Genomic DNA, 20,787 nt, shown 5'->3' on the forward strand with positions numbered 1-20,787 from the left:
CGTAACTTTCGCGGCGCGTTGGATCCCGGATCGAGTTCGGGATGGCGGTTGGCTTGGCTACCGCCTGACGGCGAAGAAATCCCGCAACATTGCCCCGGCCTCGGCCTCGCCGATGCCAGAATACACGTCCGGCCGATGATTGCACGTGGCCTGCCCGAAGAACCGGGGGCCGTGCGCCACCGCCCCGCCCTTGGCATCCTCCGCCCCGTAATAGAGCCGTGCGATCCGCGCATGGGCGATGGCCCCCGCGCACATCGCGCACGGCTCCAGCGTTACCCACAGATCGCAATCCTCCAGCCGGTCGTTGCCCAATGCCAGCGCGGCGGCGCGAATCGCGAGCATTTCGGCATGGGCAGTGGGGTCGTGCAGCGTCCGCGGGGCGTTGGCGGCGACGGCGATGATCTCGCCCGCCCGCGTCACCACCGCACCGACCGGCACTTCGCCCGCCGCCGCTGCCTTGGCGGCGGCATCCAGCGCAACGCGCATCGGGGCGGGCATGGGAAACATCGCGTTCCCTATGCCCGCCCCGATGCGCGCCTGCCAGCCCGGCTTACACTACGGCTTATCGGGCGGCTTATTGGGCGGTCGAATTGCCTTCCGGGCGATCCATCTTCACGGTCGGCACGGTGATCGTCTTGTTCTCGGTGCCGACGACGATCTTGGCCATATCGGCGTCCACCTTCGGCGCGCTGCCGCCTTCCACCTTCAGGCTGGGCAGCGAGCCCGGCGTGGCGTTCAGCTTGAGCAGGCCGAACGACATCAGGCCGACGACGACCAGGGCGGCAAGCCCGATCAGAATAAGAATGGCACGCATGGAAACCTCCCGTTGAAAGTCGAATCGTTAGCGTAATAACGCCATGCCCGCGCGGAAGGTTGCACGCCGGACACGTGAATCGGTTGACGCCCCTGCCCGATGCGGCTATCCGCGCCGCCTTTACGGGACACCTTACAGGCGTCCGAAATTCAGGATTAGCGAACATGTCGCGCATTTGCGAGCTGACCGGCAAGGGCCGGATGGTGGGTAACAACGTTTCCCACGCCAACAACAAGACCAAGCGGACGTTCCTGCCGAATCTGCAGAACGTGACGCTGATGTCCGACGCGCTCGGCACCTCGGTGAAGCTGCGCGTTTCGACGCACGGCCTGCGCTCGGTCGAGCATGTCGGCGGCCTCGACAATTGGCTGGTCAAGACGACCGACGACAAGCTGTCGCTGCGTGCACGCCGCCTGAAGCGCGACGTTCGCAAGAAGCTCGACACGGCGGTCGCCGCCTAACATCCTGTTGCGACGCGATATTGCCGGCCCGCTCTCCGCGCAAGGAGAGCGGGCCGTCGGCGTTTGTGCGCATGACAAAATGCGCCCTCTCCTCCGTTCGTGCTGAGCCTGTCGAAGCACGTGCCCCCAACACCGGCTTCTTTTTGGGGCACGCCCTTCGACAGGCTCAGGGCGAACGGGGTAGCTAGAGGCCCGGCCCCTTCAACGCCGAGCGATCCAGCCGGAACTTCAGCAACAAACTCCGCTGCAAAAACAACTGATTGTCGTCCGACACCATCCAGATCACCGTGTCCGGCCCCTCGCGCAGCACCGCCAGCCCTTCGAAATTGTCGTGCAGCAGCGGCGCGGCGAAGGTCGCGATCTCTTCGCCCCTCACCCGCGCACCGGGGCGAATCGCTTTCGGGTCGATGATCGTCAGCTTGGCGGTGAAGTTGAACGGCAACGCAAATCGGCGGTTGAGCACCAGGATGCGCCCGTCGGGCAGCAAGGCCGCGTCGCTCGGGTCGTATTCGGGCGGCGGCAGATAGACGAAGCCGAAGCCGGTGTTCGGCTTCAGCGTCGGATCGCCGGCAAAGCGAATCGCGATTCGGCCCGGCTTCTTGCTGCCGTCGCGCGCTTTGGGCTGCACCGTCTCTGCAAAGACGATCGTCGCACCGTCCGGCATCCGCACCATCGCCTCCGGCCCGCCATTCTCATACCAGCGGTGCATCACGCGCGGCGCGGCGTGCGCGTGCACCGCCGTCAGCTGGTGATCGTAGCGCCAGATCGCATTGGCGAATTCGAAGCCGATCAGCACGTCTCCGGTCTTGCGATCGACGATCATCGATTCGCTGTCCCGGTCGCGCTTCTGCCAGCCATTCGCCGGGCCGCCGGGCAGTTCGGCGAATTGCCGCGCGCCGATTCGCCACGTCGCATCCATGTCGAAGCGCACGATATTGCCGCCGTCGCTGAGTAGCGTGAAGCGCTGCCCCTCTACGGTCAGCGATGAAAAGCCGCCGAACACCGGATCGAGGCTCTTCAACTCCACCCCGCCCAGATAGGTGAGCCGCCCAACCCGCCGCCGCGCCGGATCGGTCGCCTCGAGCGTCACCGGCGTTGCGCTGAACTCCACCTTCGGCCCGAGCAGCCCGAGCCGCGACGGACCGTCCCAGCCGGGGGTCAGGACGGGAAGCAGGAGGATCAGGAGCCAGGTGCGCACGCGCCCTCATAGCCGCGATCGCCCGGCGGACCAGCGCGCATGTCGATGAACGCGGGATAACGGACCCATTCAGGGATCGGTCAATGCGACTCGCATATAAGTCATGACATCGAGGGAGCCGGGAGCTTCGTCGAAGTAGTTTGACGAAGCCCAAGGACAGGAGAAATTCGATGTTCAAGAAATTCACGCTCGCCGTCACCGCCCTCGCCATGGGTTCGGCCGCTCTGGTCTCGGCCACGCCGGCCTCGGCCCAGCGCTATAATGGCGATTATTACGGTGGCCAGTACGATAACCGTGATCAGGTCCAGTATCGCGACTATCGCGACGACCGGGGTTACTATCGTGACGACCGCGCCAATTACCGCGACAACCGCAATTATCGCGACGACCGCCGCTATTACAACAATCGCCGCAGCAACCGCTGCGACAATACCGGCGGCACGGTGATCGGCGCGATCGCCGGCGGGCTGCTCGGCAACACGGTGGCGGGGCGTGGCGACCGTCTGCTCGGCACGGTGCTGGGCGCCGGTGCGGGTGCCTTGGCCGGTCGCGCGATCGACCGGTCGGACGATCCGCGGGGTTGCCGCAGGTAAGCGCGGCCACGTCCGCTCAACAGTTTGCGTATCCCTCGTGTAGCGTAATGAGGGCGAAGGCCGGTCCCCGTGTTCGGGGGCCGGCTTTCAACTTGTGGGGAGGGGTGGGGCCATCCCCTCCGCCGTTCGTGCTGAGCTCGTCGAAGCACGTGCCCCGAACGCGCCCTTCGACAGGCTCAGGGCGAACGGATCAGTAGAGGCACTGGGTATTGTCCCAACGCCGCCGGCAAAGCCGTCGGCCGGATCGGGGTGTTACCCCGTCCGCCGGCCGTGCCGGGCGCTGCTCGCTCTTGCGAGCATCGGGGCGAACGCGGTCGCCCCTGCGCCCGTCAGTACATATGTTGCCCGCCATTAATGCTCAGCGTGGAGCCGGTGACGAACCCGCCCTCTTCCGAACACAGGAACGCCACGCCGCGCGCGATCTCGTGGGCCTGGCCCAGGCGACCGACCGGGATCTTCGCCACGATCTTCTCCAGCACGTCCGCCGGCACCGCCGCGACCATGTCGGTGTCGATATAGCCCGGCGCGATCGCGTTCACCGTCACGCCGGCCCGCGCGCCTTCCTGCGCCAGCGCCTTGGTGAAGCCGTGAATGCCCGATTTCGCCGCGGCATAATTCACCTGGCCATATTGCCCGGCCTGGCCATTGATCGATCCGATATTGACGATCCGGCCCCATTTGCGGTTGCGCATGCCGGGGAAGACCGCCTTGGCCATGTTGAAGCAGCCGCCAAGATTGGTGTCCATCACCTCTTTCCAATCCTGATACGTCATCTTCAGGATGGTGCCGTCGCGCGTGATGCCGGCATTGTTGACGACGACATCCACATCGCCCAGCTCCGCGGCGACCTGCGCGCAACCGGCCTGGCAGGCGTCGTAATCGCTGACGTCCCACTTATAGGCCTTGATCCCGGTGCGCTCGCTGAATTCCCGCGCGCGTTCGTCGTTGCCGGCATAGTTCGCCGCGACGGTCAGCCCGATCTCTTTCAGCGCAAGGCTGATCGCCTCGCCGATACCACGCGTACCTCCGGTTACGATTGCGACGCGTGCCATATCACTCTCCTGGATTCTACTGTTCCCGGGCCGACGCTACGGCCTCGGCGTCCAGCCTTCAAGCTCCCGCGCGATCAAGGTTCGTAACATATCAATGCCGGTGTCGCTGTCGTTCAGGCACGGCAGATAGGCGAAGTGCGTGCCGCCCGCCTGCTCGAAGCTCTCGCGCCCGCGAATCGCCAGTTCCTCCAGCGTTTCCAGGCAGTCGGCCGAAAAGCCCGGCGCGAAGATCACGACCTTCTTCACGCCCTTGCCCGGCAGCGCCTCGAGCGTCGTATCGGTCGCCGGCGTCAGCCATTTCGCGCGCCCGAAGCGCGACTGGAACGCGATCGTCACTTCGCGCCCCATCGCCTCGCCCAGCAACCGCGCGGTCTTCTGGCAATGACAGTGATACGGATCGCCCAGTTCCAGCGTCCGCTGCGGCATGCCGTGGAAGCTGGCGACGATGGTGTCGGGCTCGAAATCCAGCCCCGCCAGCCCCTGTTCGACCGAAGCCTTCAGCGCCGCGATATAGCCCGCATCGTCATGATAGGGCGGCAGCGTGCGCAATGCCGGCTGCCAGCGCATCTTCGCCAGCGCCTCGAACGCCTTGTCGTTCGCAGTCGCGGTCGTCGCGGCGCAATATTGCGGATAGAGCGGCGCGATCAGGATGCGCTCGCACCCCGCCGCCTTCATCGCCGCCAGCCGATCGACGATCGACGGATTGCCGTAGCGCATCGCCCAATCGACCAGCACGCCCGGCCCGAACGCGTCGCGCAACCCCGCCGCCTGCAACCGCGTGATCGCGGCAAGCGGCGATCCATCCTCGCGCCACACCAACCCATAGGCATGCGCGGATTTCTTCGGCCGCGTGTTCAGGATGATGCCGCGCAGGATCGGCTGCCACGCGATCGGCGGAATCTCCACCACGCGCCGATCGGACAGGAATTCCAGCAGATACCGCTTCACCGATTTCGCATCCGGCCCGTCCGGCGTGCCGAGATTGGTCAGCAGCACACCGATCTTCGGGCGCGGGATTACGGGGTGTTGGGGGGGCAGGATCATCTTTCTCCGGGTCTGAGCGGCAGGCCACGCAGGCGGAAGCCCGTCGCCGATTGCAGCGCGTTGGCGATGGCGGGGGCGACCGGCGGCACGGCGAGTTCGCTCACCCCGCCGGGTTCGGCCTCGCTGCGGATCAGTTCCACCGTGATGTCCGGCGTATCGGCGAGGCGCGGCAGGCCGAGATCGCCGAAACCCCGCGCGTCGGCGAGGTTCTCGGTAAAGCCGGTGGACGCGCCGATCGCCTGCGCCATGCCGAAGATCAGCCCGCTCTCGATCGCCTGCAACACCACGTCCGGGTTCACCTGCCGCCCGCAATCCACCGCCGCGACGATGCGGTCGACGCTGATCGCCTGCCCCTCGCCGATATGCGCCTCGACCAATACGGCGATATAGCTGCCCCGGAAGCTGTGGCAGGCGATGCCCTGCCCGCTGCCCGGAATGCCGCCCTCCCAGCCGCCGAGCGAGGCGGCGGTGGACAGGCACCGCGCCAGCCGCGCATCCCCGCCGAGCATGCCGATCCGGTACGACAACGGCTCGGAATTGGCGACGTGCGCCAGTTCGTCGAGAAAGCATTCGGTGAAAAAGCAGGTGTAGCTGTGCGCCCCCGATCGCCAATGGCCGGTCGGCACGCCGATCTCCGCCGGGTGATGATCGACCGCGAAACTCGGGATGCGGTAGAAGGGTTTCGCCCCGCCCACGGCATAGGCATCGCCACGGCTCACGGCCTTCATCGCAAGATTGGCGACCCGGTCCCCCGGCATCAGCCGCGCGGCCAGTTCCCGGCCCGTCGCGGGCGCGGCGATCTTGGCGAGCCAGCCGGTGATCTGCCCGTTCGCCGCCAGACGCGCGGTCATGCGCGCGGCGGCGGGCGGACGATAGCGATCGTGCAGCAGATCCTCGCTGCGCGACCAGACGAGTTGCACCGGCCGCTTCAGCTCGCGCGCCAGAAGCGCCGCCTGTTCGGCGACGAGATGCTCCAGATTGGCCCCGAACGATCCCCCGGCGAGCATCGCATGCACCACCACATCGTCTTCCGCGATGCCGAGCGTGGCCGCGGCGGCGGCGCGGGCGAGGCCGGGGGCCTGGGTCGGCATCCACAATTCAAGACGCCCGCCGGAATACTGCGCGGTCGCGGTCATCGTCTCGATCGCAGCATGCGTGGCCAGCCCGACGCGATATTCCGCCGTCACCACGTTCGCGCCCTTGAACGCCGCCGAGAGATCGCCCTGCGACGCCATGCGCGTGCCCGGACCGTCCAGCGCGGCGGTCAAGGCGGCATCGATCGATGCGGTGCCGATGATCGCGCCGGTCGTGGCGAAGCGCGGCTTCAGCGCATCGAGCGCGACGTTCGCCGCCCACCAATTGTTCGCCACCGCCGCGACCCAGCGGTCGTTCGTCACCACCGCCAGCACGCCGCGCACCTTGTCGGCGGCGGCGCGATCGACGCGGATCAGCTTGCTGTCGCCCACCGGACCCTGGCGGATGCTGGCGAAGACCATGTCGGGCAGGCGGATGTCGCCCGCGAAATTGGCCGATCCATCCACCTTGGCCGGCACGTCCAGCCGCGGCAGCGACTTGCCGTAGAGGCGATCGCTTCCGCCGTCTCCGCGCAACGGGATCGGATGCGGCACCTTGCCGCCCGCCGCCTCGGCCGCCAGTTCGGCGAAGCGCAATTTCTTGTCGCCGTGCACGACGAAGCCGGCGCTCGCGCCGCACGATTGCCAGTCCACGCCCCAGCGCGCCGCCGCCGCCTTGCTCAGCAGAATGCGTGCCGCAGCACCCGCCGCCCGCAACACATCCTCGAATGCCCGCACCGAGGTCGATCCGCCGGTCAGCACCAGCGCCGCCCGCTGGACATGCCCGGCGCGCAAAGGCGCGGGCAGCGCAGCAAACGCGCCCTCGAACAATTCGTCCGCGCCCAGCGCATTGGCATAAAGCGGGTTGAGCGGCGCGGGCTGCACGCCGACGGTGCGCCAGTCCGCGCCGAGTTCGTCGGCCAGGATCTGCGGCAGCGTGGTGTAGACGCCCTGGCCATGTTCGCATTGCGGCACCGCGACGGTGACATGCCCGTCCTCGCCGATCTTCAGCCAGGCGCCGAACACCGTCTCGCCCTTCACCGCCGTCAGGTTCGACGCATAATCGCGCGGCCACACGGCCCATGCGACCAGCAAACCGACGCCCGCCCCACCGCCGATCAGCAAGGTGCGCCGGTCGATCCGGGCGAGGGTGTCGCGGGCGCTCATGTCGATGCTCTATCGCGGGCGGGGGAGTGGGGGAAGGCGCTCTTTCTCCCCTCCCTGGAAGGGAGGGTTTGGGGGTGGGTTGGTATGAGGTGAGGACGGCGTTCCCACGAGGGCGACCCACCCCCGGCCCCTCCCTTCCAGGGAGGGGAGCTTAGCCAACCCCCGCCAAAGCCCGATACGTCGCCTTAAGCGAAACCTTGTCGATCTTCTCCGTCCCCAACCTCGGCAACGGCTCCAGCGACGTCCAGATCCGCTGCGGCACCTTGAACGCCGCGATGTGCGCGAACAGGTACGCGCACAGTTCGTCGGCCGTCAGTTCCTCGCCCGGGCGGTACACCACCACCGCCGCCGGCACCTCGCCGAAACGCTCGTCGGCCAGGCCGAACACCGCCGCTTCCGCCACGCGCGGATTCTCGTAGATCGCCGCCTCGACCTCCTGGCAGGAGATGTTCTCGCCGCCGCGGATGATGATGTCCTTCTTGCGATCGACGATGAACAGATACCCTTCGGGATCGAGATAGCCGATATCGCCGGTCAGGAAGTAGCGGTCGGCGGTGAAGGCGGCGGCGGTCGCCTCGGGCCGGCCCCAATATTCCTTGAAGTTACACACCGATCGGATGCCGACCTCGCCACGCTCGCCCTGCGCGACCGCGCGGCCGGCGCCGTCGAGGATCGCCAGATCGACCAAAGGTGCCGAGGCGCGTCCGGTCGAGTTCGGCTTGGCGAGATAATTGTCGCGCCAATTGCCGCAGCCTATGCCGTTGGTCTCGGTCAGGCCATAGCCCAGCAACGGCGCGCCCCCGCCCATCTCCTCCTTGATCCGCCGGACGTGATCGACCGGGCGCGGCGCACCGCCGGCGGCGAAATCGGTGACGGTGGACAAATCGTATTGCGCGCGATTGGGGTGGGTCAGGATCTCGAAGCTCATCAGCGGCACGCCGACGAAATAGGTCACGCCCTCCGCCTGGATCAGCCGCATCGCCTCCTCGGCATCCCATTTCGGCATCAGCACGAGTTTGCGCCCCATCGCGAAGCTTTGCAGGAACACCGGCACCTCGGCGGTGACATGGAACAGCGGCACGTTGAGCAGGGTGCAGGGCTGCGTCGTCGGCGGCTTGCCGTCTTCGGTGGCGATGCCGAGCATCACCAGCGCCTGCGCCAGATAGTTGAACACCGCCTGCAACACCGCGCGATGATCGCTGAGCGCGCCCTTCGACTGGCCGGTGGAGCCGGAGGTGAACAGGATCGTCGCATTATGATCCCCGCCGAGCGCGGGCAGCGCCACGTCCGCCGCGTCCTGCGTCACCGTCGCCAGCGCTTCGCCCAGCGGCAGGGTGTCGTCGATCGCGACCACCGGCACGGTGAATCCCTCGATCCCGGCCAGCCGCTTCGCGCGCGGCCCGTCGGCGAAGACCAGCCCGCATTCCACCTCGGCGATCGCCTCGGCCAGTTCCGCCGATTGCCACCAGCCGTTGAGCAGGCACGCGACGCCGCCGGCCATCGTGATGCCCATGTATAGCGCGATCCACGACGGCGAATTGCGCATCGCGATGCCGACCCGGTCGCCGACCGCGATCCGGCCGACGAGCGTGTGCGCGACCTGCTGCGCCTCGTCATACACCTGCCCGAAGGTCAGCCGCTCCGCGCCCGACACGAGGAACGTCGCATCTTTATGCTCGGCGGCATAATGCGCGAAATAATAGGACAGAGCCGGCGGCGCGACCGCGATCGTCGGCAGCGTCACCCCGTTCAGCACGATCTCGCCCAGCGGCATCTGCACGGCCGTCAGCGCGGCCAATCCATCGTCCATTCGCTGGTCGAGTGTCGTCCGCATCATTCTCTCCGCTTGGTCTTGTCGCCGGCCCCCCTTATGGAGACACCAAAGCCCGGGGAAAAGCCTTGATCCTGTCTGCCGTCGCCGCCGTCCAGCCGCACCTCCGTTTCGCCGATCTCGGGCTCGATCCCGTGGCGATCAATCTCGGCTTCTTCCAGATCAAATGGTATTCGCTGGCCTATATCGCCGGCATCCTCAGCGGCTGGTGGTATCTGCTGAAACTGCTCGCCCAGCCCGGCGCGCCGATGGCCCGGCGCCATGCCGACGATCTTGTCTTCTACGCGACGCTCGGCATCATCCTCGGCGGGCGGCTCGGCTATGTGATCTTCTACGCGCCGGACATGCTGCTCAGCCCGTGGCAGGTGTTCAAATTGTGGGACGGCGGCATGTCGTTCCATGGCGGGGTGATCGGCACCAGCCTCGCGCTGATCCTGTTCGCGCGCGCCAATAAATTGAATTGGCTGCGCATCCACGATTACGTCGCCTGCGTCGTGCCGCTCGGCCTGCTGTTCGGTCGCCTCGCCAATTTCGTGAACGGCGAACTCTGGGGCAAGCCCGCCAATGTCGCCTGGGCCATCGTCTTCCCGCGCACCGGCGACGATGTCGCGCGCCATCCGAGCCAGCTTTACGAAGCGGGGCTGGAGGGCATCCTGTTGTTCGCAATCCTGTGGTTCGCATTCTGGAAGACCAAGGCGCGCTATGCGCCGGGCCGGCTCGTCGGGTTGTTCGTGCTCGGCTACGGCGTCGCGCGCTTCATCGTCGAATTCTTCCGCGAACCCGATGCGCAGTTCGCCGGCACCTTCGTCCAGGCAAGCGGCCTGCATATGGGGCAATGGCTGTGCGTACCGATGATCCTCGGCGGCGCGTATCTGATCGCCACCTCGGCCGGGCGCAGAGAGCGGATCGAACCGATCGCCGGCAGCGAGAGCGTGGCGTAACGCATCTCCTCATTGCAAGAAGGAAGAGCTCTTAAATCCCCTCCCGCTTGCGGGAGGGGCTGGGGGAGGGCATGTGGCGCTGCCAATGACCGATCCCGCCCCTTACCCCAATCTGGAAACGCCGCTGCCAGACCGGCTCGCCCGCGCGATCACGCTGGCGGGGCCGATCTCGATCGCGCAGTACATGGCCGCCGCCAACGCGCACTATTACGCGACGCGCGATCCGCTCGGCGCGGGCGGCGATTTCACCACGTCGCCCGAAATCAGCCAGATGTTCGGCGAACTGATCGGCCTGTGGTGCGCCGACCTGTGGGACCGTGCGGGCCGGCCGGACGTCGCCTGGGTCGAACTCGGCCCGGGCCGCGGCACGCTCGCCGCCGATGCGCTACGGGCGATGGGCAAGGCGGGCCTCGCGCCGCCGGTCCATTTCGTCGAAACCAGCCCCACGCTCCGCAAGGCGCAGGCCGAGCGCGTGCCGGACGCGACATGGCACGACAGCGTCGCCACCCTCCCCACCGATCTCCCGCTGATCGTCATCGCCAACGAATTCTTCGACGCGCTGCCGATCCGCCAGCTCGTCCGCACGATCGGCGGCTGGCACGAACGGTACGTCGCGTGCCAGGATATTCTGTTCCTGCCGATCGCGGGCCGGCAGGTGCCCGACACCGTCCTGCCCGAACCCTTACGCGATGCTCCGCCCGGATCGATCGTCGAAACCTCGCCCGCCAGTGTCGGCATCATGCGCGATCTCACCACCCGCATCGTCGCGCAGGGCGGCGCATTCTTGGCGATCGATTACGGCTATGAGGGGCCAGCGATCGGCGACACGCTGCAGGCGATGCGCGCGCATAAATTCGCCAACCCGTTCGAGGCCCCCGGCGATCACGATCTGACCGCGCATGTCGATTTCGCCACCCTGCTCGCCGCCGCGATCACGCTCGGCGCAGGCGGCCACGGACCAGCCGACCAGGGCGCGTTCCTCACCCGGCTGGGCATCGCCCCGCGCGCCGCCACGCTCGCCACGGCCACGCCCGATCGCGCCACCGCCATCGCCGCCGATCGCGACCGGCTGGTCGAGACGATGGGCACATTGTTCAAGGCCATCGCGATCACCGCGCCGGGCTGGCCCGACCCGGAAGGTTTCGCATGATCACCTATCGCGATGCGCGCGCCATCGACGGCCCGGCGCTGTCGGCCATGGCGCGGCGCAGCTTCACCGAGACGTTCGGCACGCTCTATCGCCAGTCCGATCTCGCCGCCTTCCTGGATGAGGCGTTCGGCGCGAACGGTCTCGCCGCGCAACTCTCCGATCCCGATTTCGCCGTCCGCCTCGCGCTGGAGGACGATGCGATCATCGGCTTCGTCAAGATGGGGCCCGTCACCTTCCCCGGCGAATGGCGCCCCGACGCGATCGAGCTTTACCAATTCTACGTCCTCGGCCCATGGCAGGGGCAGGGAGTCGCGCAGGAACTGATGGCCTGGGCGCTGGAACACAGCCGCAGCCACGGTGCCAAGGAAGTGATCCTCAGCGTCTATGTCGACAATCACCGCGCGCACCGTTTCTACGAACGTTATGGCTTCCGCGATATCGGCCGCTACGCCTTTCGCGTGGGCGAAACGGTGGACGACGACAACCTGATGCGACTGGTATTGTGAGCGCATCCGAACCCATCGAGGTCATTCCCGCGCGCGCGCTGGACGGCGTGGCTCATGGCTTTCTCGGCCGGCGCGGCGGCGTCTCGACCGGGCTCTATGCCGGGCTGAACGTCGGGATCGGATCGGACGACGACCGCGACGCTGTCGTCACCAATCGCGCGCGGGCGATGGAGGCCGTGTTGCCCGGCGCGCAGTTGCTCTCGCCCTATCAGATCCATTCCGCCGATTGCGTCACGGTGCTCGCGCCGTACGAGGACCGGTTGCGTCCCCGCGCCGATGCGCTCGTCACCGATCGGCCCGGTTTCGCGCTCGGCATCATCACCGCCGATTGCGCGCCGGTGCTGTTCGCCGATGTCGAGGCGGGCGTGGTCGGCGCGGCACATGCCGGGTGGAAAGGCGCGATCGGCGGCGTGACGGATTCGACCATCGCCGCGATGGAGGCACTCGGCGCGAAACGCGACCGGATCGCCGCCGCGATCGGCCCGTGCATCGCGCGCGCCAGTTACGAGGTGGACGACACCTTCGTCCGCACGTTCGAGCACGAAGACCCGGCGAACGAACGCTTCTTCGCACCCGGCAAGCCCGGCCATCAGCAATTCGATCTGGAGGCCTATGTCGTCCACCGCCTCGCCACCGCCGGGCTGACACGGATCGAGGCACTGGGGTTGGACACTTATCCGGATGCGGATCGTTTCTTCAGCTTCCGCCGCGCCACGCATGCCGGCGAAACCGGCTATGGCCGGCAAATTTCGATCATCGGCATCGCCTGAGCTCGGCAATTCGGTTACAGGCGTTACCATATTGCCCGCATCAGACGGGCGGACGCAGGAGTATCCAATGCCCGACCAGACCCCCGAACAGACTGAAGTCGACCTGACCGGCGTCGCCGCCCGCACCAAGCCCAACGCCTCGATCGAGACGATCGGCGACCGCAAGCTGAAGCCCTCCACGATGATGATGGGCCATGGCTATGATCCGATGCTGTCGGAAGGATCGCTGAAACCCCCGATCTTCGCCACCTCGACCTACGTCTTCCCCAACGCCGCCGCCGGCAAGCGCCATTTCGAGGGCGTCACCGGCAAGCGTCCCGGCGGATCGGAAGGACTGGTTTATTCGCGCTTCAACGGCCCGAACCAGGAAATCCTCGAGGACCGGCTCGGCGTGTGGGAAGAGGCGGAGGACGCGCTTGTCTTCTCCTCCGGCATGTCCGCCATCGCCACGCTCTTCCTGTCGATGGTCAAGCCGGGCGACACGATCGTCCATTCCGGCCCGCTCTACGCCGCAACGGAAACCCTGATCGGCCGCATCCTCGGCAAGTTCGGCGTCAACTGGCTCGACTTCCCAGCCGGCGCGACGCGCGAGGAAATCGATGCGGTGCTGACCCAGGCCTCGCAGGCCGGCAATGTCGCGCTCATCTATCTCGAAAGCCCGGCCAACCCGACCAATGCCCTGGTCGATATTCAGGCCGTGGCGGCCAGCCGCGACGCGATCTTCACCGGCGACGTCAAGCCGCCGATCGCGATCGACAACACCTTCCTCGGCCCGCTCTGGCTGCAACCGCTGAAACACGGTGCCGACATCGTGGTCTATTCGCTGACCAAATATGCCGGCGGGCATAGCGATCTCGTCGCCGGCGGCGTGCTGGGATCGAAGGCGCACATCAACACGATCCGCCTGATGCGCAACACGATCGGCACGATCTGCGACCCCAACACTGCCTGGATGCTGATGCGCAGCCTCGAAACGCTGGAACTGCGCATGAGCCGCGCGGGCGAGAATGCGGTGAAGGTGTGCAATTACCTGCGCTCGCACCCGAAGGTCGAGCGCGTCGGCTATCTCGGCTTCCTTGCCGATACGCCCGGCATGGAACGGCAGGCGGACATCTACGCCCGCCATTGCACCGGTGCAGGATCGACATTCTCGCTGATCGTGAAGGGTGGCGAGAAGGAGGCGTTCGCGTTCCTCGATGCGCTGAAGATCGCCAAGCTGGCAGTGTCGCTGGGCGGCACCGAGACCTTGGCCTCGCACCCGGCGGCGATGACGCATCTGTCCGTTCCCGAGGCGCGGAAGCAGGCGCTGGGCATCACCGACAACCTCGTGCGCATCTCGATCGGCGTGGAAGACGCGGACGATCTGATCGCGGACTTCACCCAGGCATTGGACGCAATCTGAAGGCGGGGGCGTCTGGCCGGACACTCCGGTTGCAGACGCCCAACTCAGGTAAGCCGCCTGTCCCGTTCACATTGGCGGTCAAGGCATCGTTCGGCCGCGATGCGTACGAATCGCCGGCCGCGCGTCAGACGGTCCGCGGCACCCTCGGGCGGCCGAGAGGGCATTCGAGGCTGCCGCGATCCCATTCCCCGAGATCAGCGGCAGCATCGTAAGTGGACCGGCAGAAGGACAGCAAAGCGGCATCCGGATCCGACGCGGTGCGCACCGCGTTGTAAGGCAGGATGAACTCACCTAGATCCGCGTCATAGTGGGCCGCATCGGGCGCGACGCGCGCCTCGGCGTAACCGGCCGGTGCGGGCCAAGCGTAAGCATAGAAGGCCGGATGCGGATAAGCGTCGCTTCCAGGCCAGAAGCCGAGGCTGGATTCTTGGTCGCTATAGGCTTCGACCGTCACCGCGTCCGGCAGGCCGGGAACGCCGCCTGGATGGCGCGGTGCGGTGCGGCCCGAAAAGCGTGTCGAGGCGAGATCAAAACTGCCCCAGAAGAAGTGCGTAGGGCTGGCCTTGCCGAGAAAGCCCGTGCGGAAGTCGTCAAACACACGCGTCGCCTGGATCAGCGCGTGCCAGAAATCACGAGCGGTATCCCCGTCGTACGGGCGCTCGACGTGATCTTCGGCGAACGGGACTGCGTTTAGCATCTCGCTTGGGCTACCATCAATCGTAACTTCAACGTCGAGGTCGGCCAGCACCACGAGCACTGCGGCGTGAAAATCGGCGATCCGGCCAGCAGCGAGCGGAATGCAGCGCTCTTCACCGTCACTGGTCCGGAACGTAAGGCTATCAGCGAGAAAATCGAACTCGATCTCAAGAATGCGCGCGCCGAGCCGGATCGGCGATGTCGTCAGGCCCCGTGCCGAAACATAGAGCGGCACATGCCAGCTATGGTTGAGCCACGGCGTCAGGGCGAGGCGGATCTTGCCAACGATCTGGGTACGCAATTGCAAGGCGATGTCTCTCGCCAGCGCGGCCAATCGATTTCGGGCCAAGCTTCGGGCATCGGGTGGCTCCGGAAAAGAGATATCGCCCTTACCTTACGCGCAATCGGTCAAGGTGTCCCCCACCGATGACATGGTGTTGGCGTTGACCTCAGCCTGGCCTCACCTACCGCGCAAAAATGCCCCGCCCCGCTTGCCCCGCGACCACAACCCGGCGATGAAGCGACGATGACCGCCATCGACTTCATCGCCGGCCTGCCCAAGGCCGAACTCCATCTGCATATCGAGGGCAGCCTGGAGCCCGAACTGATGTTCGCACTGGCCAAGCGCAATCAGGTCGCGATTCCCTTCGCCAGCATCGAGGATGTGCGCGCGGCCTATGCCTTTTCCAACCTGCAGGATTTCCTCGACATCTATTATGCGGGAGCCGACGTGCTGCGCGAGCGGGACGATTTCCGCGACCTCGCCGTCGCCTATTTCGATCGCGCGGCGGCGGACGGCGTGGTCCATGCCGAGATCATGTTCGATCCGCAGACGCATACCGCGCGCGGCATTCCCTTCGCCACGGTGATCGAAGGCCTGCTCGCCGGCATGGCCGAGGCGGAGGCGAAGCACGGCCTGACCTCGAAGCTGATCATGAGCTTCCTGCGCCACCTCGACGAAGACGACGCCTTCGCCACGCTGGAAGCGGCGAAACCGTGGCTTGACCGGATCGACGCGGTCGGCCTCGATTCGTCCGAACTCGGCCATCCGCCGGAGAAGTTCGCCCGCGTCTTCGCCGCCGCCCGCGCGCTCGGGCTGAAGCTGGTCGCGCATGCCGGCGAGGAAGGCCCGCCCGAATACGTCCATCAGGCGCTCGACCTGCTGCATATCGATCGGCTCGACCATGGCAATCGCAGCCTTGAGGACCCGGTGCTCACCGCCCGTCTGGCGCGGATCGGCATGACGCTGACGGTGTGCCCGCTGTCCAACCTCAAGCTCTGCGTCGTGGACGACATGGCCGATCACCCGATCGATCGCATGCTGCGCGAGGGGCTGCGCGCGACGATCAATTCCGACGATCCGGCCTATTTCGGCGGGTATATCGCCGACAATTACCGCGCCGCCGCCGCCGCACGCGGGCTGGACCGGGGCGATCTGGCCTTGCTGGCGCGCAATTCCTTCCTCGGCAGCTTCCTGCCGGACGATGTGGTCGCAGGCCATCTCGCCAAACTCGATGCCTATGTGGAGCAGGCCGCATGACGATCTTCACGCCGATCGAGCAGGCCGAATTCGTCGCCGCGATCCACACGCTGGCGGCGTTGCTGGCCGATGACGACTGGAAGCCCGATTTCATTATCGGCATCGGCCGTGGCGGCCTCGCCCCCGCGGTGTTCCTCAGCCACGCGACCGGCTTGCCGATGCTGTCGGTGGATTATTCGAGCCAGGTGAAAGACTTCGCCGACGAGCCTTTGGTGAAGCTGGCCAAGCGCACCCACACCGGCGAACGCCTGCTGTTCCTCGACGATATCAACGATTCGGGCCGCACCATCGCCCATCTGCGCGAGAAGCTGGCCGATGGCGACGCGGTGGCGGGCAGCATCCGCTTCGCCACCCTGATCGACAATGTCAGTTCCGCGCAGACCGTCGATTACCGCGCCCGCACGATCGACCGCCGCGTGACGAAGGACTGGTTCATCTTCCCATGGGAAGCGGTCGCGCCGGACGCGGTGATCGCCGAGGATGCAGCGGCGGTGCCGGAGCGGATCGCGTAGGGCCACCCCCCAAACTCAAGCCGTCATCCCGGACTTGATCCGGGATCCATCAAGCGGCTTGGTGAAAACAAAGAGGCGTGAAGGCTGCCGTTGCGGCACGTTGGATCCCGGATCAAGTCCGGGATGACGGCGGTTCAGCCGTCCCCGACGCGCTCGATATCCGCGCCGACCGCCTGCAATTTCTCTTCCAGCCGCTCGTAGCCGCGATCGAGGTGATACACGCGGCCGACCTCGGTCTGCCCTTCCGCCACCAGTCCGGCGATGATCAGGCTCATCGACGCGCGCAGATCGGTCGCCATTACCGGCGCGCCGGTCAGCCGGGGTACGCCGCGCACGATCGCGGTGCGGCCGCTGACCTGAATGTCCGCGCCCATCCGGGCCAGTTCCGGCACGTGCATGTAGCGGTTCTCGAAGATCGTCTCGGTCAGCACGCTGGCACCGTCGGCCTTGGTCAGCATCGCCATGAACTGCGCCTGCATGTCGGTCGCGAAACCGGGGAACGGCGCGGTGGACAGCGTCAGCGGCCCCAGCCGGTCCGGCGCATCGACGAACAGGCTGCCGCCGCGCTCCTCTACGCTCACGCCGGCCTGGACCAACGCCGCGATCGTGGCGCGGTTATTGTCCATACCAACGCCGACCAGTTCGACCGAACCGCCGGTGATCGCCGCCGCGCAGGCATAGCTGCCCGCCTCGATCCGGTCGGGCATCACGGCATAGGTCGCGCCGTGCAGGCGATCGACGCCTTCTATCGTCAGCGTCTCAGTGCCGATCCCGTCGATCTTCGCGCCCATCGCGACCAGGCAATTGCACAGATCGACGATCTCCGGCTCGCGTGCGGCATTCTCGATGATCGAAATGCCCTTCGCCAGCGCTGCCGCCATCACGACATTCTCGGTCGCGCCGACCGACACGACCGGGAAGGTATAGCGTCCGCCGGATAGCCGCCCGCCCGGCGCGGTCGCCTTCACATAGCCCGCCGCCAGCTCGATCTCCGCGCCGATCGCCTCCAACGCCTTCAGATGCAGATCGATCGGGCGGTTGCCGATCGCACAACCGCCGGGCAGCGACACCGTCGCCTCGCCGGCGCGCCCTACCAAAGGCCCGAGCACGAGGATCGAGGCGCGCATCTTGCGCACGATGTCATAGGGCGCTTCGGTCGAGGTCAGCTTGCCCGCGCGGATCGTCATCACGCGGCCGAAATCCTCCGGCCGGCTGCCCTCGATCTGGGTCGATGCGCCAAGCTGGTTGAGCAGATGGCCGAAACTGTCGACATCCGCGAGGCGTGGCAGATTGCGCAGCGTCAGCGGCTCGTCGGTCAGCAGCGCACACGGCATCAGCGTCAGCGCGGCGTTCTTCGCACCGGAAATCGGCAGGCGGCCGGAAAGGCGGTTGCCGCCACGAATGAGAATTCTGTCCATGCACAAGCTTTATCGCGTGGCCCCGCCCGCGCAAGTGCGCTGCCACCCGTTCGCCGTATCCTCGATCCGGCTTGATCGACTTTAATGCAGCGATTCCCGCGCGATGCTCTTGGTGGATGCAATTGGGGGGACGGACCGGGTGCCAGGGAGTTGTTTTGCGGAGCGCTTGAGCGGCATGGCCGCGCTGACTCCGTCCGAAAACGCCACCCTCCAACGGCTCGAGGAGCGTGAACGCGCGCTGCGTCGCGGCGGCACGCTGGTGCGCGAGAACGATCGCGCGGGCGAGATGTTCGTGCTGCGCAAGGGCACGATGATGACGTCGGTGCTGCTCGACGATGGCAGTCGCCAGATCCTGCGCTTCCTGTTTCCCGGCGACATGCTCGCGGTGTCGAGCCTCGTCTATCGCGAGGCGCCGGAGACGATCACCGCGCTGACCGATTGCGTGGTGTGCCCGTTCGAGCGGTCCGCCATGTCGCGCCTGATCGCCGAGCATCCCCGCCTCGCCGCGTTGATCCTGGTCTACAACCAGATCGAACGCGCCGCGCTGACCGACCGGCTTGCCGCATTGGGCCGCACATCGGCCAAGGCGCGGGTCGCTGCCGTGCTGCTGGAGATGCGCAACCGGCTGCGCATGATGGACAAGAGCATCCGCGACAGTTTCGTGCTCGGCCTGACGCAGGAGGAGATCGGCGACGCCACCGGCCTGACCGCCGTTCACGTCAACCGCATGCTGCGCCAGCTGGAAGAGGAAAAGCTGATCGCGCGCGAAGGCGGACGCCTCGCCTTCACCGACGAACGCGCGCTGGCGCGGGCGGCGAATTACGTCGATCGCTATGCCGGGCTGGATCTCGGCTGGTTGCCCGAGGCGCGCTGAACCGACATCCGTCTTGCGCGGGCCCGATCGGTGTGTTAGATACCCAATACACATTGGGAGAGTTTCCGTGCGCTTCATCATCCTCGCGGCGCTGCCGCTCGCTGCCTGCTCGTTCGGATCGAACGGGCATGATTCCAAGCCCGGCGTCGCCGGCACGGGCAATGGCAGCGCCCGCACCTTCGCCGTGTCCGATTTCACCGGCGTCACCTTGCGCGGATCGGACGATGTCGATGTGCGCGTCGGCACCGGTTTCTCGGTTCGCGCCGAGGGGCCGTCGGAAGAACTCGACAAGTTGAAGATCGAGCGCGACGGCGACGAGTTGAAGATCGGGCGGATCGACAAGAACGGCATGGGCTGGATCGGCGGCAACAACAGCAAGGCCAAGGTGACGGTGTACGTCACGATGCCGCGCGTCGCGAAGGCGAACATCGCCGGATCCGGCAACATGACGATCGACCGCGTCGAGGGCCAGGCGTTCGACGCCAACACCGCCGGTTCGGGCGACCTGTCGATCGCCGCGCTGAGCGTCGAGAAAGGCACGTTCGATATCGCCGGATCGGGCGGGATGAAGCTCGCCGGCAGCGTTCGCGCGCTGGAGGTCAGCATCGCCGGATCGGGCGATGTGGATGCCGCCGGCGTGAAATCGGACGGGGCGGAGGTTTCCATCGCCGGATCGGGCAGCGTGAAGGCGGACGTCACCGGTGCGGCCAAGGTGTCGATCGTCGGTTCCGGCGATGCCGATCTCGGCAAAGGTGCCAAATGCTCGGTGTCGAAGATCGGATCGGGCGACGCGAACTGCGGCTGATCTTGCGTAGCGGGTGAAATCGGAGAATGCCGGTGGCATGTTCCGATTTCTCGCGCTCGCCCCCTTCTTGCTGCTTACCGCTCCCGCCAGTGCGGCCGAGCGGACCTATTCGGTCAGCAGTTTCGAACGCATCCGCGTGGACGGCCCGTTCAAGGTCGAACTGACGCTCGGCAAGGCGCCGTCGGGCAAAGCCGAGGGCGACACGCGCAGCACCGACCGGCTCGATCTGCGCGTCGAGGGCGATACGCTGATCGTCCGCGCCGGCACCGGTGCTTGGGAAGAACAGGCGGCGGCAAAGAAGCCGACGCAAAGCCCGACGGCCACCGTGATCCGCGTATCCACGCCGAACCTGACCGGCGCGACGGTGATCGGCGGCGGGCAATTGACCATCGCCGGCCCGATGCGCGGCCAGCGGATCACGCTGGCGCTCACCGGCAGCGGATCGCTGACCGCCGGCGGAATCGCCGCCGACCAGCTGATCGCATCGGTAACGGGATCGGGCACGCTGACCCTCGCCGGCAAGGCGGCGCGCGCCCGCCTGAGTGCCAACGGCACGACGCGGATCGTGGCAGACAAGCTCGTCGCGGACGATCTGACCCTGCGCACCGACGGCAACGGAGAAACCACCGCCCGCGCCCGCTACACCGCCAACGTCAACGCGGCGGGCGTAGGCGCGGTAACGGTGCTGGGCACGGCCACGTGCGTGGTGAACAAGAATGTGCAGGGGCCGGTGACTTGCGGGGCGGCGGCGGCGCACTGAAAGGCACCGGGGATATTTCGATGGTAAACCAGCGAGGGATTTCGCGCGGCCGGGGCTGCCTGTTTATTGGCAAAGGTCACACTAAAGTCACACTATTGAGCTGTCGTGGCACAGGAACCGATTGGGCAACCGACGATAGGAAAGAACGCGGCAAAACCTGACAGATAGCGAACTTGTAGA

At 66.5% G+C, this 20,787-nt stretch carries 21 protein-coding genes; 12 read left to right on the plus strand and 9 right to left on the minus strand.

Features of this window, described 5'->3' with window-relative positions:
* Window positions 1-57: 57 nt before the first annotated feature.
* Both U1738_RS10275 and U1738_RS10280 read right to left on the minus strand, forming a co-directional pair.
* The gene (locus U1738_RS10275; protein WP_443027005.1) at window positions 58-486 is read right to left on the minus strand and encodes a nucleoside deaminase; all 429 of its coding nucleotides are present in this window, start codon (window positions 484-486) and stop codon (window positions 58-60) included.
* An 88-nt stretch (window positions 487-574) separates the two neighbouring features.
* Window positions 575-814 (minus strand): hypothetical protein, encoded by a 240-nt coding sequence (locus U1738_RS10280; RefSeq protein ID WP_055774131.1) that lies wholly within the window; start codon window positions 812-814, stop codon window positions 575-577.
* Between the two features lie 164 nt (window positions 815-978).
* On the opposite strand from U1738_RS10280, the gene rpmB reads away from it, so the two are divergent.
* Entirely contained in the window at window positions 979-1,275 is a 297-nt protein-coding gene (rpmB, locus tag U1738_RS10285; RefSeq protein WP_055774133.1) for a 50S ribosomal protein L28, read from the plus strand.
* Between the two features lie 184 nt (window positions 1,276-1,459).
* On the opposite strand, the gene U1738_RS10290 is transcribed toward rpmB, so the two are convergent.
* Complete coding sequence (locus U1738_RS10290) at window positions 1,460-2,473, minus strand: esterase-like activity of phytase family protein (protein ID WP_332788964.1); 1,014 nt, start codon at window positions 2,471-2,473, stop codon at window positions 1,460-1,462.
* Window positions 2,474-2,643: 170 nt separating this feature from the next.
* Between U1738_RS10290 and U1738_RS10295 the strand changes: the two genes are divergently transcribed.
* Window positions 2,644-3,066 carry a glycine zipper 2TM domain-containing protein gene (locus tag U1738_RS10295; protein WP_332788965.1) on the plus strand — a complete coding sequence of 141 codons (423 nt, stop codon included), beginning with the start codon at window positions 2,644-2,646 and terminating at the stop codon, window positions 3,064-3,066.
* Window positions 3,067-3,395: 329 nt separating this feature from the next.
* On the opposite strand, the gene phbB is transcribed toward U1738_RS10295, so the two are convergent.
* The 4 genes from phbB to U1738_RS10315 form a co-directional block, all read right to left on the minus strand.
* On the minus strand, window positions 3,396-4,118 hold the full coding sequence (gene phbB / locus U1738_RS10300; protein WP_332788966.1) for an acetoacetyl-CoA reductase: 723 nt from the start codon (window positions 4,116-4,118) through the stop codon (window positions 3,396-3,398).
* A 36-nt stretch (window positions 4,119-4,154) separates the two neighbouring features.
* Entirely contained in the window at window positions 4,155-5,162 is a 1,008-nt protein-coding gene (hemH, locus tag U1738_RS10305) for a ferrochelatase (protein ID WP_332788967.1), read from the minus strand.
* Entirely contained in the window at window positions 5,159-7,402 is a 2,244-nt protein-coding gene (locus U1738_RS10310; RefSeq protein ID WP_332788968.1) for a xanthine dehydrogenase family protein molybdopterin-binding subunit, read from the minus strand. The genes hemH and U1738_RS10310 overlap by 4 nt, the downstream gene beginning before the upstream one ends.
* A 151-nt stretch (window positions 7,403-7,553) precedes the next feature.
* Entirely contained in the window at window positions 7,554-9,236 is a 1,683-nt protein-coding gene (locus tag U1738_RS10315) for a class I adenylate-forming enzyme family protein (RefSeq protein WP_332788969.1), read from the minus strand.
* A gap of 65 nt (window positions 9,237-9,301) precedes the next feature.
* Here U1738_RS10315 and lgt point away from each other — a divergent pair, with 65 nt between their 5' ends.
* The 5 genes from lgt (at window position 9,302) to U1738_RS10340 (ending at window position 14,002) form a co-directional block, all read left to right on the plus strand.
* Window positions 9,302-10,174 carry a prolipoprotein diacylglyceryl transferase gene (gene lgt, locus U1738_RS10320; RefSeq protein ID WP_332788970.1) on the plus strand — a complete coding sequence of 291 codons (873 nt, stop codon included), beginning with the start codon at window positions 9,302-9,304 and terminating at the stop codon, window positions 10,172-10,174.
* Window positions 10,175-10,259: 85 nt separating this feature from the next.
* A complete protein-coding gene (locus U1738_RS10325; protein WP_332788971.1) occupies window positions 10,260-11,324 on the plus strand; it encodes a class I SAM-dependent methyltransferase in 1,065 nt (354 codons plus the stop codon).
* Entirely contained in the window at window positions 11,321-11,830 is a 510-nt protein-coding gene (locus U1738_RS10330) for a GNAT family N-acetyltransferase (protein ID WP_332788972.1), read from the plus strand. Before U1738_RS10325 ends, U1738_RS10330 begins: the two co-directional genes overlap by 4 nt.
* Window positions 11,827-12,600 carry a peptidoglycan editing factor PgeF gene (gene pgeF / locus U1738_RS10335; RefSeq protein ID WP_332788973.1) on the plus strand — a complete coding sequence of 258 codons (774 nt, stop codon included), beginning with the start codon at window positions 11,827-11,829 and terminating at the stop codon, window positions 12,598-12,600. Before U1738_RS10330 ends, pgeF begins: the two co-directional genes overlap by 4 nt.
* A 67-nt stretch (window positions 12,601-12,667) precedes the next feature.
* Window positions 12,668-14,002 carry a cystathionine gamma-synthase family protein gene (locus U1738_RS10340; RefSeq protein ID WP_332788974.1) on the plus strand — a complete coding sequence of 445 codons (1,335 nt, stop codon included), beginning with the start codon at window positions 12,668-12,670 and terminating at the stop codon, window positions 14,000-14,002.
* Between the two features lie 124 nt (window positions 14,003-14,126).
* Here the strand turns inward: U1738_RS10340 and U1738_RS10345 are convergent, their stop codons facing one another.
* Window positions 14,127-15,032, minus strand: coding sequence for a DUF5996 family protein (locus U1738_RS10345; protein WP_332788975.1), 906 nt, complete (start codon window positions 15,030-15,032; stop codon window positions 14,127-14,129).
* A 192-nt stretch (window positions 15,033-15,224) separates the two neighbouring features.
* Here U1738_RS10345 and U1738_RS10350 point away from each other — a divergent pair, with 192 nt between their 5' ends.
* Together U1738_RS10350 and U1738_RS10355 are read left to right on the plus strand one after the other, a co-directional pair.
* A complete protein-coding gene (locus U1738_RS10350; protein WP_332788976.1) occupies window positions 15,225-16,238 on the plus strand; it encodes an adenosine deaminase in 1,014 nt (337 codons plus the stop codon).
* A complete protein-coding gene (locus U1738_RS10355) occupies window positions 16,235-16,750 on the plus strand; it encodes a phosphoribosyltransferase (RefSeq protein WP_332788977.1) in 516 nt (171 codons plus the stop codon). The genes U1738_RS10350 and U1738_RS10355 overlap by 4 nt, the downstream gene beginning before the upstream one ends.
* Before the next feature lie 134 nt (window positions 16,751-16,884).
* On the opposite strand, the gene murA is transcribed toward U1738_RS10355, so the two are convergent.
* Window positions 16,885-18,168, minus strand: coding sequence for a UDP-N-acetylglucosamine 1-carboxyvinyltransferase (murA, locus tag U1738_RS10360; protein ID WP_332788978.1), 1,284 nt, complete (start codon window positions 18,166-18,168; stop codon window positions 16,885-16,887).
* Window positions 18,169-18,343: 175 nt separating this feature from the next.
* Here murA and U1738_RS10365 point away from each other — a divergent pair, with 175 nt between their 5' ends.
* The 3 genes from U1738_RS10365 to U1738_RS10375 all read left to right on the plus strand — a co-directional run bounded on the left by U1738_RS10365 (window position 18,344) and on the right by U1738_RS10375 (window position 20,607).
* Window positions 18,344-19,042 (plus strand): Crp/Fnr family transcriptional regulator, encoded by a 699-nt coding sequence (locus tag U1738_RS10365; protein ID WP_332788979.1) that lies wholly within the window; start codon window positions 18,344-18,346, stop codon window positions 19,040-19,042.
* A 67-nt stretch (window positions 19,043-19,109) separates the two neighbouring features.
* Window positions 19,110-19,847: a head GIN domain-containing protein gene (locus U1738_RS10370; RefSeq protein WP_332788980.1), complete on the plus strand. Its 738-nt coding sequence runs from the start codon at window positions 19,110-19,112 to the stop codon at window positions 19,845-19,847.
* Between the two features lie 37 nt (window positions 19,848-19,884).
* Window positions 19,885-20,607 carry a head GIN domain-containing protein gene (locus tag U1738_RS10375; RefSeq protein WP_332788981.1) on the plus strand — a complete coding sequence of 241 codons (723 nt, stop codon included), beginning with the start codon at window positions 19,885-19,887 and terminating at the stop codon, window positions 20,605-20,607.
* Window positions 20,608-20,787: the final 180 nt, after the last annotated feature.

Origin of the sequence: Parasphingomonas caseinilytica, from assembly GCF_036663755.1 — a bacterium.
Classification (GTDB): domain Bacteria; phylum Pseudomonadota; class Alphaproteobacteria; order Sphingomonadales; family Sphingomonadaceae; genus Sphingomonas.

Bases quoted from the DNA above. Each gene is read 5' to 3' on its own strand.
- U1738_RS10275 (WP_443027005.1), bottom strand. From the start codon at position 486: ATGCGCGTTGCGCTGGATGCCGCCGCCAAGGCAGCGGCGGCGGGCGAA.
- U1738_RS10280 (WP_055774131.1), bottom strand. From the start codon at position 814: ATGCGTGCCATTCTTATTCTGATCGGGCTTGCCGCCCTGGTCGTCGTC.
- rpmB (WP_055774133.1), top strand. From the start codon at position 979: ATGTCGCGCATTTGCGAGCTGACCGGCAAGGGCCGGATGGTGGGTAAC.
- U1738_RS10295 (WP_332788965.1), top strand. From the start codon at position 2,644: ATGTTCAAGAAATTCACGCTCGCCGTCACCGCCCTCGCCATGGGTTCG.
- phbB (WP_332788966.1), bottom strand. From the start codon at position 4,118: ATGGCACGCGTCGCAATCGTAACCGGAGGTACGCGTGGTATCGGCGAG.
- hemH (WP_332788967.1), bottom strand. From the start codon at position 5,162: ATGATCCTGCCCCCCCAACACCCCGTAATCCCGCGCCCGAAGATCGGT.
- U1738_RS10310 (WP_332788968.1), bottom strand. From the start codon at position 7,402: ATGAGCGCCCGCGACACCCTCGCCCGGATCGACCGGCGCACCTTGCTG.
- U1738_RS10315 (WP_332788969.1), bottom strand. From the start codon at position 9,236: ATGCGGACGACACTCGACCAGCGAATGGACGATGGATTGGCCGCGCTG.
- U1738_RS10325 (WP_332788971.1), top strand. From the start codon at position 10,260: ATGACCGATCCCGCCCCTTACCCCAATCTGGAAACGCCGCTGCCAGAC.
- U1738_RS10330 (WP_332788972.1), top strand. From the start codon at position 11,321: ATGATCACCTATCGCGATGCGCGCGCCATCGACGGCCCGGCGCTGTCG.
- U1738_RS10340 (WP_332788974.1), top strand. From the start codon at position 12,668: ATGCCCGACCAGACCCCCGAACAGACTGAAGTCGACCTGACCGGCGTC.
- U1738_RS10350 (WP_332788976.1), top strand. From the start codon at position 15,225: ATGACCGCCATCGACTTCATCGCCGGCCTGCCCAAGGCCGAACTCCAT.
- U1738_RS10355 (WP_332788977.1), top strand. From the start codon at position 16,235: ATGACGATCTTCACGCCGATCGAGCAGGCCGAATTCGTCGCCGCGATC.
- murA (WP_332788978.1), bottom strand. From the start codon at position 18,168: ATGGACAGAATTCTCATTCGTGGCGGCAACCGCCTTTCCGGCCGCCTG.
- U1738_RS10365 (WP_332788979.1), top strand. From the start codon at position 18,344: ATGGCCGCGCTGACTCCGTCCGAAAACGCCACCCTCCAACGGCTCGAG.
- U1738_RS10375 (WP_332788981.1), top strand. From the start codon at position 19,885: ATGTTCCGATTTCTCGCGCTCGCCCCCTTCTTGCTGCTTACCGCTCCC.